The organism is Mesorhizobium sp. M0437, from assembly GCF_040321335.1.
GTDB lineage: Bacteria > Pseudomonadota > Alphaproteobacteria > Rhizobiales > Rhizobiaceae > Mesorhizobium.
Map to the genome: position 1 here is coordinate 1 of NZ_JAMYRK010000044.1, position 16,735 is coordinate 16,735.

Annotated in this window: 16 protein-coding genes; 5 read left to right on the forward strand and 11 right to left on the reverse strand. The window is 61.8% G+C overall.

From position 1 onward, the window contains the following. Positions 1-623, reverse strand: a 623-nt coding sequence (locus NKI72_RS23555; RefSeq protein WP_352851012.1) for an ArsR/SmtB family transcription factor, incomplete at its 3' end; no start/stop codon positions are given. Positions 624-872: 249 nt separating this feature from the next. Between NKI72_RS23555 and NKI72_RS23560 the strand changes: the two genes are divergently transcribed. The 4 genes from NKI72_RS23560 to NKI72_RS23575 are packed head-to-tail and all read left to right on the forward strand — an operon-like array spanning position 873 to position 4,902. After that, entirely contained in the window at positions 873-1,751 is an 879-nt protein-coding gene (locus tag NKI72_RS23560) for an ABC transporter permease (protein WP_352851013.1), read from the forward strand. Continuing rightward, positions 1,748-2,569 (forward strand): ABC transporter permease, encoded by an 822-nt coding sequence (locus NKI72_RS23565; protein ID WP_352835850.1) that lies wholly within the window; start codon positions 1,748-1,750, stop codon positions 2,567-2,569. Before NKI72_RS23560 ends, NKI72_RS23565 begins: the two co-directional genes overlap by 4 nt. A 22-nt stretch (positions 2,570-2,591) precedes the next feature. Further along, the gene (locus tag NKI72_RS23570) at positions 2,592-3,734 is read left to right on the forward strand and encodes an extracellular solute-binding protein (protein WP_352835853.1); all 1,143 of its coding nucleotides are present in this window, start codon (positions 2,592-2,594) and stop codon (positions 3,732-3,734) included. Next, entirely contained in the window at positions 3,727-4,902 is a 1,176-nt protein-coding gene (locus NKI72_RS23575) for an ABC transporter ATP-binding protein (protein WP_352835856.1), read from the forward strand. Before NKI72_RS23570 ends, NKI72_RS23575 begins: the two co-directional genes overlap by 8 nt. 19 nt (positions 4,903-4,921) lie before the next feature. Here NKI72_RS23575 and NKI72_RS23580 read toward each other — a convergent pair whose 3' ends face one another. The 10 genes from NKI72_RS23580 to NKI72_RS23625 all read right to left on the reverse strand — a co-directional run bounded on the left by NKI72_RS23580 (position 4,922) and on the right by NKI72_RS23625 (position 15,591). Next, positions 4,922-5,899, reverse strand: coding sequence for a branched-chain amino acid ABC transporter permease (locus NKI72_RS23580; protein ID WP_352683173.1), 978 nt, complete (start codon positions 5,897-5,899; stop codon positions 4,922-4,924). A gap of 1 nt (position 5,900) precedes the next feature. Continuing rightward, positions 5,901-6,788, reverse strand: a complete 888-nt coding sequence (locus NKI72_RS23585) for a branched-chain amino acid ABC transporter permease (protein WP_254819527.1) — start codon at positions 6,786-6,788, stop codon at positions 5,901-5,903. A 7-nt stretch (positions 6,789-6,795) separates the two neighbouring features. After that, the gene (locus tag NKI72_RS23590) at positions 6,796-7,506 is read right to left on the reverse strand and encodes an ABC transporter ATP-binding protein (RefSeq protein WP_352851014.1); all 711 of its coding nucleotides are present in this window, start codon (positions 7,504-7,506) and stop codon (positions 6,796-6,798) included. After that, the gene (locus NKI72_RS23595) at positions 7,499-8,272 is read right to left on the reverse strand and encodes an ABC transporter ATP-binding protein (protein ID WP_352472485.1); all 774 of its coding nucleotides are present in this window, start codon (positions 8,270-8,272) and stop codon (positions 7,499-7,501) included. The genes NKI72_RS23590 and NKI72_RS23595 overlap by 8 nt, the downstream gene beginning before the upstream one ends. Positions 8,273-8,283: 11 nt before the next feature. Continuing rightward, positions 8,284-9,492 carry an ABC transporter substrate-binding protein gene (locus NKI72_RS23600; RefSeq protein ID WP_352835865.1) on the reverse strand — a complete coding sequence of 403 codons (1,209 nt, stop codon included), beginning with the start codon at positions 9,490-9,492 and terminating at the stop codon, positions 8,284-8,286. Positions 9,493-9,803: 311 nt separating this feature from the next. Then, positions 9,804-10,796, reverse strand: coding sequence for an ABC transporter ATP-binding protein (locus NKI72_RS23605; protein WP_352835867.1), 993 nt, complete (start codon positions 10,794-10,796; stop codon positions 9,804-9,806). Continuing rightward, positions 10,793-11,818, reverse strand: a complete 1,026-nt coding sequence (locus tag NKI72_RS23610) for an ABC transporter ATP-binding protein (RefSeq protein WP_352472482.1) — start codon at positions 11,816-11,818, stop codon at positions 10,793-10,795. The genes NKI72_RS23605 and NKI72_RS23610 overlap by 4 nt, the downstream gene beginning before the upstream one ends. Next, the gene (locus NKI72_RS23615) at positions 11,808-12,782 is read right to left on the reverse strand and encodes an ABC transporter permease (RefSeq protein WP_352541714.1); all 975 of its coding nucleotides are present in this window, start codon (positions 12,780-12,782) and stop codon (positions 11,808-11,810) included. The genes NKI72_RS23610 and NKI72_RS23615 overlap by 11 nt, the downstream gene beginning before the upstream one ends. Next, the gene (locus NKI72_RS23620; RefSeq protein WP_352449667.1) at positions 12,782-13,810 is read right to left on the reverse strand and encodes an ABC transporter permease; all 1,029 of its coding nucleotides are present in this window, start codon (positions 13,808-13,810) and stop codon (positions 12,782-12,784) included. The genes NKI72_RS23615 and NKI72_RS23620 overlap by 1 nt, the downstream gene beginning before the upstream one ends. Positions 13,811-13,917: 107 nt before the next feature. Further along, positions 13,918-15,591, reverse strand: coding sequence for an ABC transporter substrate-binding protein (locus NKI72_RS23625; RefSeq protein ID WP_352541715.1), 1,674 nt, complete (start codon positions 15,589-15,591; stop codon positions 13,918-13,920). Between the two features lie 299 nt (positions 15,592-15,890). On the opposite strand from NKI72_RS23625, the gene NKI72_RS23630 reads away from it, so the two are divergent. Further along, the gene (locus tag NKI72_RS23630; RefSeq protein WP_245274646.1) at positions 15,891-16,616 is read left to right on the forward strand and encodes a LuxR family transcriptional regulator; all 726 of its coding nucleotides are present in this window, start codon (positions 15,891-15,893) and stop codon (positions 16,614-16,616) included. The last annotated feature ends 119 nt before the right edge of the window (positions 16,617-16,735 follow it).

Here is a 16,735-nt window from a genome sequence, read left to right on the forward strand (position 1 = left end):
CCGACATCGACGCCATTGATCGTCAGCGTGATGTCCGAGGGCCAATCGGCGCTGGTGCCCGGCACTTCCGAAGACAGCTCTATCGCAACTTCGAGTCCGGTGATCTCGGCATTGGCGAGCTTGGCATTGTTGGGGAACTGGTATTCGACAAAACCGCGCGTGAACCATAGCAGACCGGCCTTCATGCGGTCCGGATCGAGGAAAGTGTTCGGCACATCGAGTAGACCGATGATGCCGTCCGGCGAACAAAGGCCGCAGGGCGCGGTAACCTCGAAGCCGGTATAAAGCCCGATCGGCATCGACACTTCGATCGCGTCGTTCTTGACCGCACGATATTCGCTCTTGAACACGACGAGCACTTCTTCCGCCGTCGGATAACAGATTTTCTGACTGCCTTTCTTCGCTTTCAGGTTCTCGGTGCGGATCAGCCCCGCATCCTCCAGCACCTGGATGTTGGTCGAGACGGTCGACTGCGGAAGCGACAGCACGGCGGCGATTTCGTTGACATTCATCGGCCCCTTCTCATGCAGCAGTTTCAGCATCGAGATCCGCGCCGAGGAGGCAAGCCCCTTGAGCACGGCAATGCCTTCCTCAGGTTCAATCACCAGAAAATTGCGACTCATAAAATTGCCCGGCCCATGTTAAATCCATATCCGAAATTACCCTGTATATCGGGATATCTGATTTAATCAATGTGCAGGCGGAACGCCGGGCAATTTGTTGAATCCGGCAGGGCGAGGGTCGCGCGGTGGCCCTGCACAGAATTTGTGCAGGAGCCATATGCAGAGTGGACACCTGAACGCCGATCGCCCAATCTAGTCCGGAGCCGAGCCCGGTGATGGCGGCTTGCACATAAAGCGGTTGGACGGGTCGTGACCAAAGGGTGGAAATTATACGATCAGCGACTGGCCTGGGTCCTCGTCGCGCCTGTGCTTTTACTGCTTACCCTGCTTCTGCTGCTGCCGATCGCGATGATGACGGTCTACACGTTTTTCACCTTCGTCACCGCGGGGGTGGAGTCGGCGGTGCTGACCTTCGACAACTGGAAGGAATTCCTCACCGACAGCTACTATCACGGTTTTCTTTGGAAGACCGTTCGCGTCGGCGCCATCACCGCTGTGATCTGCGCGATCCTTGGCTATTTCCCCGCCTATTTCATCTGGGCCACGACCTTCAGGCACAAATGGCTGTTGTTGCTGCTGCTCATCGTGCCGTTCTGGATCAGCTTCACCATCCGGACATTCTCGTGGATCCATATTCTCGGCGAACAGGGGCTGATCAACGTCGTGCTCATCAGGCTGGGGATTATCAACGAGCCGTTGCCGATGCTCTACACCGAGGGCGCCGTCATCATGGGGCTGCTGCATTTTCTGCTGCCCTATATGATCCTGAACGTCTATGTCAGCCTGGAAAGCATCGACCGCACGCTGATCGCCGCCGCCCGCTCGATGGGCTGTACCAGCGCGCAGGCGTTTCGCGAAGTGACCCTGCCGCTATCGATGCCGGGGCTGGGCGCCGGGCTGCTGCTCTGCTTCGTGCTGGCGGCCGGCTCCTATGTGACGCCGCAGCTGCTCGGTGGCAGCCGCGATGCGCTGTTCGGCAACTTGATCTACGACACCATCATGGGGCAGCTCAATTGGCCGATGGGCGCCACGCTTTCCATCGTCCTGTTCGTCCTGCTCGGCGCGGCCGCGGCCGCCTATAGCCGCTATATGGGCCTATCGCAGATCATGAAGGGCCTCAGTGCATGAGAGCGGATCATCCCGATCGCGAAGGCAGATGGGCGTGGCGGCTGACCGGCGCGATCACGGTGTGCGTCTACGTCTTCATGTTTGCGCCGATCCTCGCCACGGTCGTGCTTTCCTTCAATGCCTCGATGTTCGGCGGCTTTCCCCTCACCGGCTTCAGCCTGCGATGGTACGAAAAGCTGCTCACCAACGAGCCGGTTCTCGACGCCTTCCGGACATCGATGTGGATTGCCCTGGTGACGGCAACGGTGACGACGCTGCTCGGCATCATGGCGGCATTGGCGCTGGTGCGCTTCGAGTTCCGTGGCAAGCAGGCGATCAACACGCTTGTCATTCTTCCCGCGCTGGTCCCCGAAACGATACTCGGCGTCGGCCTGCTGGTCATGATCAAAGCCGTCGACCAGCCGCGCAGCATGACGCTGCTGGTGCTCGGCCACATTATGCTCACGCTCCCCTACGTGGTGCTGATCGTCCAGGCGCGCATGGTCGGCATAAAACGTTCCTATGAGGAGGCGGCGCTTTCGCTCGGGGCGCCGCGCGTGTCGACATTCCGCGAAATCACGCTGCCGCTGCTCATTCCCGCAGTGCTTGCCAGTGTTCTGCTCGCTTTCACCATTTCGTTCGACAACACCTCGGCCAGCCTGTTCTGGCGGCCGGCCGGCGTCGAGACCATGCCGACGCAAATCCTTTCGATGCTGAAGATCTCGATCAGCCCTGAGGTGAACGCGCTCGGAACCGTCATGATCCTTTTGACGGTCGGCATTCCCTTGGCAGGCGGGCTCATCCTGCAAAGCCTCACCTGGTTCAAGGCAGGCAAGTGAAAATGAAAATGGGAGAATGGAAATGAAACTGACAACCACCAAACGACTGGAACGGCTCAACGAACGCTATGCCAATGGTGACATCAGCCGGCGATCATTCCTGACGCTGACGGCGGCCGCTGCCGCCGCCACCGGGCTTTCCATGCCCTGGATGGGACGGGCGCTGGCCGCGGTTTCGGAAGTGCGCTTCGACGGATGGGGCGGCGTGGTGCAGGAGGCGATCGATAAGTACGCGTTCCAGCCTTATACCGCCAAGTCCAAGGTCAAGGTCGTCCAGGGCACCTTTGGCGACGAGAACGAGATCATCACCAAGATCAAGACGTCGAAACCAGGCGACTTCCAGATCGTCCATTCTTCCGGCGTCAACTACTACATCAAATACGTCAATGGCGGTTTCAATTCGGAGATCAACGAGGCAAACATTCCGAACATGGCGAATGTCCTGACCGCCATGATCGAGCCGTTCCGCAAGATCACGCCGAAGCTGTCGGCAGTGCCATATGATTACGGCACCACCGGCATCGCCTACAACAACAAGGTCATCTCGCCGGAGGAAGCCAAGGAAAAGGGCGCCAACCTGCTTACCGACACGAAATATGCCGGCAAGATCGGCGGCTATGCCGATATGACGACGCGCGTCTGGTATGCGGCACTGCAGACGAAACAGGACCCCAACAACATCCAGGACATGGATGCGGTCTGGGCCAAGGTTCGCGAGACCCGCGACCTGGCCAAGAAGTTCTGGAGTTCCGGCGCGGAACTCATGGACCTCCTGTCGCGAAACGAGATCGTTGTCACCGACGCCTGGTCAGGACGTGTCGCCGCCCTGCAGCAGCAGGGCCAGCCGATCGGCTATCTCGACCCTACCGGCTCATACGCGTGGATGGAGGACATGCTGGTCCTCAAGGGTTCGCCGATGGCCGAATGCGAGGAACTGATCAACTTCATGCTGGATCCTGCCACCTCGATCGCCGTCGCCGAGGGCCAGAACTATCCGCCATCGCTTGACCCCACCAAGGTGAAGCTGACCGACAAGATCGCGGCGCTTCCGGCCTTCGACCCGACTGGATCGATGAAATCGCTGACCTTCGCCGATCCGCTCTACTGGGCGAAGAACGAAGACGCCTGGACCAAGCAATGGGACAGGGTGTCGAAAGGTGCATGACGACAACAGCCACGACCAGCAGCCCCGGCCGGCTTCGGCCGGGGCTGATGGCGACCCGCTCGCCCAGAGCGAGCGGCAGCCGATAGGAAAGCCTGCGGTCGAGTTTCGCGACATCGATATTTTCTACGGCAAGTTCGCCGCTGTGCGCGATTTTTCACTGGCAATCCGCAAAGGTAGTTTCGTCACCTTGCTGGGGCCGTCCGGGTGCGGCAAAACGACGATCCTGCGCTCGATCGCGGGCCTGGTCGACATCTCCAGTGGCCAGATCTCGATCGGCGGAAAGCGGGTCGACGACATCCCGATCTATAAGCGCAACATTGGTCTGGTGTTCCAGAACTACGCGCTCTTTCCGCACAAGAACGTCTTCGACAACGTCGCATTCGGCCTGAAATACCGAAACGTGCCGAAACTGGAAATCGTGCGCCGGGTCAAGAAGGCGCTGGATATGGTGCGGCTGCCCGGCAGTGAGACAAAGCTGCCGTCACAGCTCTCGGGCGGCCAGCAGCAACGCATCGCACTGGCCCGCGCCATCGTCTTCGAGCCGGAAGTGCTGCTGCTGGACGAGCCCTTGTCGGCGCTCGACGCCAATATGCGCGAGGACATGCGCGTCGAGATCAAGAAAATCCAGAGGGAGACGGGCATCACTGCTATCTTCGTGACGCACGACCAGGAAGAAGCCTTGTCGATGTCCGACCACATCGTCGTGATGAACGCCGGCCTGATCGAGCAGATCGGCTCCCCCGCGCAGGTCTATGACCAGCCGGCCACCGCATTCGTCGCCAATTTCCTGGGCAAGGCCAACATGCTGCCCGGCAGCGTGACCGTGATGGACGGCAAGATGGCGACGATCGCGCTGGCCACCGGCCATATCGTAAAGGCGGCCGCGCCGAAGGCGCTCGAGACCGGCAGCGTGGTCACCGTCGTCGTTCGCCCGCAGAAGCTTACCGTCGGTACCGCCGGTGCTGCCAACAGGCTGGCGGGACGGATCGTCTCGACCTCCTATCTCGGCGGCAATGCGGTCTACGAGATCGACATCGGCGCCGGCACGCTGGTGCGCGCCAACACGTTGATCGACGGCCAGCCGCTGCGTGAAGGCGAAGCGGTCGATGTCTGCTTCGACCTGCTGGGCTGCGTGCTTCTCGACGCGCAAGGTGTACGCATCGCCTAGCGAGGCGGCGCTGACCCGTTCAGTCTTTCGCGTCACCCTTTGGCCCGAGAAATCGCGCATAGATCTCACCGACAATACCGCGCCGGAAAACCAGCACGCAGACCATGAAGGTCAGGCCCGTGGCGATGGTCACTGGAAAATTCGAGGTGGCGAGCGTGTTCTCCAGGCCGACGACCAGACTGGCGCCGATGATCGGCCCGACCATGGTGCCGATGCCGCCGAGGAGCGTCATCAGGATCACCTCGCCGGACATCTGCCAGGTGACGTCGGTGAGTGTGGCAAACTGGAAAACGATCGCCTTGAGCGCGCCGGCCAGCCCGGCCAATGTTGCCGACATGACGAAAGCCGCCAGCTTGTAGTTGGCGACGGAATAGCCAAGCGAAATGGCCCGGCTCTCGTTTTCCCGGATGGAACGCAGGATCATGCCGAAAGGCGAGTTGATGATGCGCCAGATGGCGAACACGCCGATCAGGAAGACCGCCAGCACGAAATAATAGATGTTCATCGAGACGTTCAGGTCGAGCATTCCAAGCAGCCTGCCGCGCGGCACGCCCTGGATGCCGTCCTCACCTCCGGTGAACGGCGCCTGCACGCAGAAGAAGAAGAACATCTGCGACAGCGCCAGCGTGATCATGGCGAAATAGATGCCTTGCCGGCGGATGGCAAAGAAGCCCATCACAAGGCCGAGCAGCGCGGCACCTAGGACACCGAGCAGGATGCCCGCTTCCGGTGGCCAGCCCCAGACCTTGACCGCGTATGCGGTGAAATAGGCCGCCCCGCCGAAGAATGTCGCATGGCCGAAGGACAACAGCCCGGTGTAGCCGAGCAGAAGGTTGAACGCGCAGGCAAACAGCGCAAAGCACAGCATCTTCATCAGGAAGATCGGATAGACGAAGAAAGGCGCCACCAGCAGCGCCAGGATGCCGAGCCCGACCAGCGCCCATTCAAGCCGTGCCGAATTCTTGGCACGCGTCTCGCGAAGTGTCAGTTCGGCCATCTCAGGCATCCCTTCCGAACAGGCCGGCTGGCCGGACCAGAAGCACGATTGCCATGATGACGAAGACCACCAGATTGGAGGCTTCGGGATAGAAGACCTTAGTCAGGCCTTCGGCGAGGCCGAGCATGTAACCGGTGACGATCGCCCCGAGGATCGATCCCATGCCGCCGACCACGACGACGGCGAAGACGACGATGATGAGGTCAGATCCCATCAGCGGGCTCACCTGATAGATCGGCGCGGCGAGAACCCCTGCAAGTCCGGCAAGAGCGGCGCCGAGGCCGTAGGTGAGGGTCAGCAGCAACGGCACGTTGACGCCGAAAGCCTGCACCAGGCCGGGGTTCTCCGTCGCCGCGCGCAGATAGGAGCCCAGCCTGGTCTTCTCGATCAGCGCCCAGGTGCCGAAACAGACGATCATCGAGGCGACCACCACCCAGCCGCGATAATTGGGCAGGAACATGAAGCCGAGATTGGTTCCCCCGGAGAGCAGCGGCGGCACGGAATAAGGACTTCCCGATACGCCATAGTAGTAACGGAACACCCCTTCGAGCACGAGCGCGAGGCCAAAGGTGAAAAGCAGCCCGTAGAGCGGGTCGATGTCGTAAAGCCTCGACAGCGCCAGGCGCTCGACCACGACGCCGAAGCCGCCGACGATCAGCGGCGACAGGATCAGAGCCGGCCAGTAGCCGATGCCGAACCGGGTGAGAAGCAGGTAGCCGATGAAGGCGCCGAGCATATAGAGCGCGCCGTGAGCGAAATTGATGACGCGCAACAAGCCGAATATGACAGCCAGGCCCAGGCTCAACATTGCGTAGAACGAGCCGTTGATGAGGCCGACCAGCAATTGGCCGAGGAATGCCTGAACGGGTATTCCGAAGATCATCGTCATGGCGCCATCATACACCCAGCACTTCATGCAGCAGCGTCATGCGATCCGGCAGTTCGCCGACCGGAAAGCCCGCCACGACCTTGCCGTGCTCCATCAGGTAGAAACGGTCGGTGATGCGGCTGGCAAAGCGGAAATTCTGCTCGACCAGCAGGATCGTCATGCCGCGCTTTTTCATCGTCGCCAGCAGATCGCCGATGCGCTGCACAATGACCGGAGCCAGGCCCTCGGTCGGCTCATCGAGAAGCAGCATTTTCACGCCGGTTCTGAGCATGCGCGCGATCGCCAGCATCTGCTGCTCGCCGCCCGACAGCCTGGTGCCGGGGCTGTTGCGGCGCTCCTTCAGATTGGGGAAAAGATCGAATATTTCCTCCACGCTCATGCCGCCCTCGGCGACGATCGGCGGCAGAACCAGATTCTCGTCCACGGTCAGCGTCGCGAAGATGCCGCGTTCCTCCGGCACCAGGCCGATGCCTTGATGCGCGGTCCGGTGCAATGGCAGGCGCATGAGATCCTTGCCGTCGAAAAAAATCTGGCCGGTCCGCTGGCGGATCAGCCCGATAATGGCGCGCAATGTCGTGGTCTTGCCGACGCCGTTGCGGCCCAGCAACGTCACAGTTTCACCTGGAAAGACCTCAAGATCGACGCCGTGCAGCGCATGGCTCTCGCCATACCAGGCGTTGAGGCCGCGGACGGCGAGAAGCGGCGCGGCGTCACTCATCGGCGGTGCCCATATAGGCGATCCTCACCCGCTCGTCGCGGCTGACCGTGGAGTAGTCGCCGGCGGCAAGGATTTCACCGCGCTGCATGACGGTTATCCAGTCGCAAAGATCGGCTACAACAGTCAGATTGTGCTCGACCATCAGCACCGCACGCTCCCTGGCGACCGAGCGGATGATGTCGGAAACCGTGCGCACATCCTCGTGCCCCATGCCGGCCATCGGCTCGTCGAGCAGCAGCACTTTCGGGTCGAGCGCCAGCGTCGTGGCGATCTCGAGCACGCGTTTCCTGCCATAGGAGAGATCGGCGGCGGGCCTGTTCTTGGCATCGTCGAGGCCGACCGACCGCAAAAGCTCCTCGGCGCGCGGCGTCAATCGATCGAGCGCAGACAGCGAGCGCCAGAACTGAACGCTGAGCCCGCCCGGCCGCTGCAGCGCAACACGCACATTGTCGAGCACGCTGAGATGTGGAAACACCGCCGAGATCTGGAACGAGCGCACCAGGCCCATCCGCGCGACCTTGGCCGGCGAGGTGCGGGTGATGTCGTGGCCGAGCAGTTCGATCCTGCCGCTGGTCGGCGGCAGGAACTTGGTGAGCAGGTTGAAGACGGTGGTCTTGCCGGCGCCGTTGGGTCCGATCAGCGCGTGGATGTTGCCGTGGTAGAGGTCGAGATCGACATTCCTGACCGCAACAAAGCCGGCGAAGTCACGCCGCAGGCCGCGGGCGGAAAGCACCACCCGCGGCCGATCCGGTTCAGGCGGCGCCATCGGTCCGCCAATCACTCGCCTGCCATGGGACAGCCGCTCTCCTTGGGGCTCAGAAACGCCTCGTTACCGGGGATCGTGGCGAGCGGTTTGTAATAGTCCCACTCCTTGGTGCTCTCGCTCGGCGACTTGACCTGATAAAGATACATGTCGTGAACCATGTTGCCGTCTGCCTGCACTTTGCCGTTTGCCGTAAAGACATCGTTCACCGGCATCGCATGCAATTCCTTGGCGACCGCCTCGGTTCCATCGGTGCCGGCTTTGTCGATCGCCTTCAAATACTGGGTCACCGCTGAATAGGTGGCGGCCTGGATCATATTCGGCATGCGGTTGGTGCGCTTGAAGAAGCGCTGGGCGAACTCGCGACTCTTGTCGTCGCGATCCCAGTAGAAACCTTCGGTCAGCACCACGCCTTGCGCCGCCTCGAGACCGAGCCCATGCACCTCGGCCAGCGTGAACAGAAGTGCTGCAAGCCTCTGACCGCCCTGCACGATACCGAATTCGGCCGCTTGCTTGATCGAATTGGAGGTGTCGAGGCCGGCATTCGCCAGGCCGATAACCTTGGCGCCCGACGATTGCGCCTGCAGCAGGAAGGATGAATAGTCGGTCGAGCCGAGCGGGTAACGCACCTCGCCAGCCACCTTGCCGCCATGGCTCTCGACGAACTTTGCGGTCTGCTCCTTCAGCGAATAGCCGAATGCATAATCGACTGTGACGAAGAACCAGCTGTCGCCGCCTTGCTGGACGAGAGCGCCACCAGTCCCCACTGCCTGCGAATGCGTGTCGTAGGCCCAGTGGAAGCCATAGGGCGAGCACTGTTTACCGGTTAGCTCGGTGGTCGCGGCGCCGGTGACGATGTCAATTTTTTTCTTTTCCTTGGAAATTCCCTGGACGGCGAGCGCCACCGAGGAGGTGGTCAGTTCCATGATGGAATCGACCTGTTCGGTGTCATACCACTGCCGCGCAATGTTGGAGGCGATGTCCGGCTTGTTCTGGTGGTCGGCGCTGACGATCTCGATCGGCGAGCCTTGTACCTTGCCGCCGAAATCCTCGACCGCCATCTTGGCGGCCTCGACCGACCACTTGCCGCCGAAATCGGCATAGACGCCCGACTGGTCGTTGAGAATGCCGATCTTGATCTTGCCGTCGGAAATCTCGGCGGCTGCGGCAGGCATCGCGGTCGCTGCAAGAAGCGCGGCCGAGACCAGGTACGATATCTTCATTGGTGACTTCCTCCCTTATGGTCGACAACCGAGCAACATGTCGGCGGCAGCCTGCTGCAGCACGAAGAGTGGCCTCCCACATTCCGTCCTCGCCGGCGCAAAATCACGCAGCGCTGTACGGCCGCCGTCCTTCAAATCGTAGCATCGCTCGGCAACGCGAGAACAGTTACTTTAGTATTAGGCATCCGCGATGCCCGGCCGCCGAAGCGCAACATAGCGCCGGATCGTGCGGCGTCCAGATCGGCCTCTATTCTCGCCGAAGCAATGATTACGGCTGACGGTCCGGATATCGTTGAACGAGAATTCCCTCGTCAACCGCCGGCTGGATGATGGCAAGCAACCAGGCGGCCCTCGCCAATGCTTTGGAGAAGCGGGCGCTCGCTGCGGCAGATCGGGGTGGCAGCTGGGCAACGGGTGTGGAACCGGCACCCCGAGGGTGGGTTCATCGGGCTGGGCAGATCACCCTTGAGCACCAGCCGGCCGCGCCGCGCCCGGTCGATGCTGGGTATCGGCACGGCGGAACGCAGCGCCGCGGTGTAATGATGTCTGGGCGCCGCAAAGACCTCGTCGGTCGGCCCGCTCTCCACGATTGACCCCAGATACATCACCGCCACACGGCTCGAGATTTGACGCACCACGGAAAGATCGTGGGCGATGAACACATAGGTCAAGTTGAACTCCTCGCGCAGGTCGGCGAGCAGATTGACGATCTGCGCCTGGATCGACACGTCGAGCGCCGAGACCGGCTCGTCGGCCACGATCAGCCGTGGCCGCAGCGCCAGCGCGCGGGCGATGCCGATACGCTGGCGCTGGCCGCCGGAGAATTCGTGCGGGTAGCGCGATGCGTGCTGGGGCGACAAGTCGACCCGGCGCAGGAGCTCGGCCACGCGGTCCGCCATTTCCGATGCCGAGAGGCGTTCATGGATGCGGAACGGATCGGCCAGCAGATCGCCGACCCGCCGGCGCGGATTGAGCGAAGCGCTGGGATCCTGAAAGACCATCTGCATCTGCCGCCGCAACGGACGAAGCTGGCGCTGGGAGGCGTCGCTGATGTCGCGGCCCTCGAATTCCAGCGACCCCGAGCTGATTTCGGTCAGACGCACCAGACACCGGCCAAGCGTGGATTTGCCGCAACCGGACTCGCCGACGATGCCGAGGTTCTCCCCGGGCCAGATGTCGAGCGACACCCTATCAACCGCATGCACGGTCCGGCGCTGCGCCGGGAAGATCGAGCGGCCGACGCTATAGCGCTTCGACAGGTCGCCGGCACGAAGCAGCGGACGTTCGAGTGGCCTGGCATTCATCGTTGCATCTCCACCACGCCGCCAGGCCTCTGGGCAGCGAATTGTCTGCGCGTAGGCTCCGGCAACAGGCACGCGGCGCGATGGCTCTCGCCTTGCATGATCGGCAGTTGAACCAGACAGGCGTCGTGGCGAAAGGCGCAGCGGGGGCTGAAGGCGCAGCCTTTCGGCAGGTTGGAGAGCGACGGCGGAATTCCCGGAATGGCAGCGAGCCGGGCTGGACGTGGTCCCTCCATCGGCGGGATCGAGCCGAACAAGCCCCATGTGTAGGGATGCAGCGGCGCCCGGAACACGCTGCTCTTGCCGCCCTCCTCGACAAAGCGTCCACCATACATAACCAGTACCCGGTCCGCGACTTCGGCGACGACGCCAAGATCATGCGTGACCAGGATCACAGCGGAACCGAACTGGTCGCGCAATCGTCCGATCAGTTCGAGGATCTGCGCCTGCACGGTAACATCGAGGGCTGTAGTCGGTTCATCCGCGACGAGCAGCGCCGGGTTGCACGAGAGCGCCATGGCAATCACCGCGCGCTGGCGCATACCGCCGGAAAGCTGGTGCGGGTAGCTGTCGATGACCCGATCCGGATTTGCGATGCCGACCGCATCCAGCAATTGCACGGCCCTCGCCCGTGCCGCTTTCGCCGATACCTTTTCATGCGCGCGGACCTGCTCGCCGATCTGGTTGCCGATCGTATGCACCGGGGTGAGCGCGGACATCGGATCCTGGAAGATCATCGCGATTTGGCGGCCGCGGATGGCATCGAGCGCACGCCGCTTGAGCCCGATCAGCTCCTGTCCCATGAAACGGATGGAACCGGAGACGATAGCGTTGGGGCTGTCGATCAACCCCATAATGGCGAGCAAGGTCTGGCTTTTGCCCGAACCGGATTCGCCGACCACACCGACGATCTCGCGCTGCTCGACGGAGAACGAAACACCTCCCACCGCCCGCACCAGGCCTTCGTCGCTGCGGAAGGAGACAGTGAGGTCCTTGACCACCAGAAGGGGAGCATCAGCCGACATTGCGCGCCCTCGGGTCGATTATGACGAAGACGACGTCGACGACGAAGTTTGCCATCACCACGAAGAAGGCGGCGTAAATCACCGTGGCCAGGATCATCGGCAGATCGAGGGTCTGCAGCGCCTCATACGTCAGTTTTCCGACACCCTGCAATCCGAAGACCACTTCGGTCAACAGCGCGCCGCCGCCGACCAAGGCACCGAAATCGAGGCCGAACATGGTGACGAATGCGACCAAAGAGGTCCTGAGGCCATGATGCAGCAGCACCCGGCGTTCGCCGATCCCCTTGGCCCGGGCGGTGCGGATGAAATCCTCCTGCATCATTTCGATCAGGCTTGCCCGCAGCACCCGGCCGTAGAGGCCGACATAAAGGGTTGCCAGCGTGAACCACGGAATGACGAGCGCCTTGAACCAGCCCCAGGGATTCTCGGTCAGGGGGATGTAGCCGAGCGGAGGAACCCAGGAAAACAGCCAGTTGTCGTGCCAGCGGCTTTGCGTCAGCAGGTTGGCGACCTCGCCCAGCCAGAAGACCGGGATCGACACACCTACCAGGCTCAGGATCATCAGCGCGCGATCAATGAATGTACCGCGCGTTGCGCCTGCGATCACACCGACGATCAATCCGCCGAGCACCCACAGCACTGCCGCGCCGCCGACCAGCGACAGCGTCACGGGAATGGCGCTTATCACGGTCGGAATGACGCGCTGCCCGCGATTGACGAAGGAGGTGAGATCGCGGCTGACGAAAAGCCGGTTCATCATCAGCCCATATTGCACCGGCAATGGCCGGTCGAGACCGAAATCGTGGCGCACCTGGATCAGCGTCTCTTGCGAAGCATTGCGGCCAGCAATGCGCGCCGATGGATCAGCGCCAGGCGTCGCAAAGAAGATCAGGAAAGCGACGACGCTGATACCGAACATAACCAGCACCATCTGGCCAAGCCGGAAGCCGAGCGCGGCAACCACTAGACGCCCCTCGGCGAGGATTTCGGATCGAGCGCGTCGCGCACGCCGTCGCCCAGAATGTTTAGAGCCAGCACCGTGATCACAATGGCTAGCCCCGGCGCCAGTGCCACGACCGGCCGCGAATAGAGCAGGCCCTGGCCGTCCTGGATGATCGTGCCCCAGCTGGCATCCGGCGGCTGCACGCCGATCGACAGGAACGACAGCGAGGATTCCGTCATCATGTTGAGCGCCAGGATCAACGGCACGAAAACGATGATGCGGGTCACCACATTGGGCATGATGTCGCGCAAAAGGATGCGCCAGGGCGATGCGCCAAGGCCGATCGCAGCGGTGACGAATTCGGCATGCATTAAGGTCAGGACATGGCCGCGGATCGGCCGCGCCACATAGGGCACATAGACGATGCCGATGATGAAGACCGGTAGCCACAGGCTGCCGGAGCGGATTTCGAACGGACCGATCTGGATACTCTGCGCAATCAGCACGATCGACAATGAAATTGCCAACAGGAAAATCGGAAAAGCCCAGAGCACGTCGAGAATGCGCGACAGGCCGATGTCGACGATGCCGCCGAAGAAGCCGGAAACGACCCCAAGGAATGTCGCGAGGACAAGGCACAGCACGGCTGCAGCACCCGAGATCAACAGCGAATCCCGTCCGCCGTAAAGCAGCCGCGCCGCGACGTCACGGCCCTGGTTGTCGGCACCCAGCATATAGGGTCCGATGCGCCAGGTCGGCCCGACCGGCGTCATGCCGAGGCCAAGGCCTTCGGTGGAGGGCTGCAGCACCGGCTGGGTCACCCCATCGACGACGATCTCGCCATTGAGATTGGTCACAAATGGATCGGTGCCGGAGACGTACCGCGCATAAAGCGGCGCCGCGAGCGAGGCGATCACGATGACGACGAGCACGGCGAAGGCAGATATTGCCGAACGATCGCCTTTCAGCTTGCGCCATGCGGTGCGCCACGGGCCATCGGTGGCCCGGCGAACCGGGATGGCAGGCTGGTCCGCAATGACATTGACCATGAACAGGATTGCCTGGGAAAAATCGCGGCCTGGAAGATGCGCTGATCCGCCGGAAAAGGAAATGCGACGGAGAGCCAGCGGCACTCCGTCGCATTGGCTCCGGTCGGCTATTCCACCCAGGACTGGCTGACAATCCAGTAGAATTGCGGGCTGAAGGTGAAGTTCTTCAGCCTGGAAGAGATCACATCGACGCGCTTTGGCGTGAACAGGACAGCGACCGGAGCCTTGTCCGTCACAGCCTTGTCGATGGCGGTCCAGAGTGTCGCGCCCTTGGCCGGATCGGCGATGGTGGCTGCCTCTGCCTCGTCCATCGATGCGTCGATCGACTTGTCGCAGAACCCCGAAATATTGACCGAGGCGTCGGAGCCCGGCGTAAACGAGGCACAGCTGAACAAGACCTGCAGGAAATTCGATGGCGCCGGGTAATCCTGGAACCATTGCGAGATCGAAATCTGCACCTTGTTATTGGTGTTCTGGATGTAGGTGAACTGTATGTTCTGCGAGATCGGCTTGACCGACGTCTTGTAGCCAAGCTGGTTGAGCACATCCTGCAGGTAGACGCCGATCGCTTTGGAGACCGTGGTGTCCTCGGTGATGATCGTCACCTCCTGACCTGCGGTTCCCGATTCAGCGACCAATTGCTTGGCCTTGTCCATATCCGGTGCTGACCACTTCTCGCCCGGATTGGCGGTGAACGGGCAATAGGCCACAAATGACGGGAAGCCCGGTGGCAGGATCTGGCAGGCCGGTTGCGCCAGATTGCTGCCGCCGAACAGCTTGACCATCGCGGCGCGGTCGATCGCGAAGTTCACTGCCTGGCGAACGCGGATGTCGTTGAACGGCGCCAGATTGGTGTTCATCGGCGCGTACCACATCGCTGTCAGCGGATGAACCGTGACCTGCTTGGCATATTTGGTGCCGAGTTCGGCGAGACGGTCGGACGGCGGCGGGTCGAACATCCAGTCCGCCTGGCCGTTCTCGACAGCGGTCACCGCCGCCTCGTCGGTTAGGCCGAATTCGTAGTCGATCTCGTCCGGATATCCGGCCGGCTGCGCTTCCTTGCTCCATTCCTTGAAATGAGGGTTGCGCACAATCTTCATCAGCTTGTTGGGATCGTAACTGGCGATCATGTAGGGTCCGGTGCCCGGGATCGGATCGGTGCCGGCGTCCTTCAGCGGCGCGCTCGCCGGCAGGATCGACGCATGCGGAACAGCCAGCTTCTGCAGGAACTCGGCATCCGGCTGGACCAGGTTGAAGGTAATGTTTCCGGCGGCGTCGTCGACCGACAGGCCACCTTCGAGGGTACACGTCGCAGGCGTCTTCAAGCACGCATCCGCGCCGACGATGCCTTTGTAGAAGGTCCCGGCCGTCGGCCCGCTGATCTTGAAGATGCGTTGGAACGAAGCCACCACGTCCTTCGTGGTGACATCCGACCCATCCGCGAATTTGATGCCCTTGCGCAGCTTGAAGACGTAGGTCTTGCCGCCGTTCTCGACCTGCGGGAGGCTTTCCGCCAGGTCCGCGACGACTTCGAAGCCGGTCTTGTCCCCGGCCTTCTTGTAGGTCACCAGGCCATCGTAGAGGACATAATTGATCTGGAAATACTGCAGCGTGTAGTTGATGTGCGGATCGGCGGTGCCTGCCGCGGCATTGGCCAGCAGTCGGAGTGTGCCGCCTGGCTTGCCCTCGGTGGCCAGGGCACTGTTTGCCGGCGACATCATGGACACGCCGAGCAGAGCCAGGCAGGGCATCAACGCTGCAAATGCTTTTTGGGGTCGCATATTTGTTCCCTCATGGAGGCGTCTCGGCTTTTGCCGCGCTGAGCCCGGTCGATCGACCATTGCGCGGCTGAAACAGTCTGGGTTTGCGAACGGTGTCCGCTACTTGGCCCAATCGCAAAAGACTACGGCGAGCGAAGCCGGACGGGATAGCTATTAAGATAGATAGGGTCGGACAGGCTTATCCCCGCCTATTTGTTGAGCAGCCGGCCGACATGGCTATTTGACAAGCAATCATCAGCGGGTAAGCTTGCCCGATGCAAAGCCTTCCAGGCGATCTAGAGAGCCGGTTCCAAACCGGAATGAGCATCGACGCTGCCATGGCGGTGGCAACGGAGGTGCTGGAGCCTATCGGTTTCACCGCATTCATCTACGACTATACGCCCGTGCCGGTCAGTCACAAGGGCGAGCTTATCACGCCCTCGTTGATGGCTCTGCGCAACGTGCCGCGCGACATGCAGGATCTCTGGTGCAAGGGCGGATATTATCAGCTTGACCCGGTGCAGGAGGCCGCGCTCACCGTATCCAGACCGTTTCTCTGGTCGCACAGCGGCGTTCAGAGCACCGTCATGCAGCGCGTGCTCCAGTCCAAGCACGATCCTGTGGTCAGCTATTTGCTTGACACCAGGATGACCTGCGGCGTCACCGTACCCATTCGCCTTGCCGGCGGCGATCTCGCCACCTTCACTGCGATCCGTGCCGATCCGGAGGCCGGGTTCGAGCTCGAAGCCAGACCCTTGATCGCCGAGATCGGAGATCTGGGTCATCTGCTGCATGACTCCGCCTACGCCGGTTTCGACGCCGGAATCCGCACCTGCCAACATGTCCATCTGACGTCGCGCGAACGTCAGTGCCTGCGCCTGGCCGCTGCCGGACTGACGGCCAAGCAGGTTGCGCGTGAGATTGGCCGCGCGGTGCCTACCGCAACGCTGCACCTCAACGCGGCGACGCGAAAGCTTGGCGCGCGCAACCGCTTCCATGCCATCGCGCTCGCCGCCCATTACCGGCTGCTCGAACCGGAGCATTGAGGCTCGCGACCTGCGGGCGATCGGCCTTGCCTCGGGCGAACCCATAACCGGCGAACCTATAAATAGTGCTAGCTGTAAATGCGCTGGGCCGCTTAGTACCGTCGGCCGCAAACAAGGCT

Coding starts and splice junctions, on each gene's coding strand:
- NKI72_RS23565 (WP_352835850.1), top strand. CDS start 1,748: ATGAGAGCGGATCATCCCGATCGCGAAGGCAGATGGGCGTGGCGGCTG.
- NKI72_RS23570 (WP_352835853.1), top strand. CDS start 2,592: ATGAAACTGACAACCACCAAACGACTGGAACGGCTCAACGAACGCTAT.
- NKI72_RS23580 (WP_352683173.1), bottom strand. CDS start 5,899: ATGGCCGAACTGACACTTCGCGAGACGCGTGCCAAGAATTCGGCACGG.
- NKI72_RS23585 (WP_254819527.1), bottom strand. CDS start 6,788: ATGACGATGATCTTCGGAATACCCGTTCAGGCATTCCTCGGCCAATTG.
- NKI72_RS23590 (WP_352851014.1), bottom strand. CDS start 7,506: ATGAGTGACGCCGCGCCGCTTCTCGCCGTCCGCGGCCTCAACGCCTGG.
- NKI72_RS23595 (WP_352472485.1), bottom strand. CDS start 8,272: ATGGCGCCGCCTGAACCGGATCGGCCGCGGGTGGTGCTTTCCGCCCGC.
- NKI72_RS23600 (WP_352835865.1), bottom strand. CDS start 9,492: ATGAAGATATCGTACCTGGTCTCGGCCGCGCTTCTTGCAGCGACCGCG.
- NKI72_RS23605 (WP_352835867.1), bottom strand. CDS start 10,796: ATGAATGCCAGGCCACTCGAACGTCCGCTGCTTCGTGCCGGCGACCTG.
- NKI72_RS23610 (WP_352472482.1), bottom strand. CDS start 11,818: ATGTCGGCTGATGCTCCCCTTCTGGTGGTCAAGGACCTCACTGTCTCC.
- NKI72_RS23620 (WP_352449667.1), bottom strand. CDS start 13,810: ATGGTCAATGTCATTGCGGACCAGCCTGCCATCCCGGTTCGCCGGGCC.
- NKI72_RS23625 (WP_352541715.1), bottom strand. CDS start 15,591: ATGCGACCCCAAAAAGCATTTGCAGCGTTGATGCCCTGCCTGGCTCTG.
- NKI72_RS23630 (WP_245274646.1), top strand. CDS start 15,891: ATGAGCATCGACGCTGCCATGGCGGTGGCAACGGAGGTGCTGGAGCCT.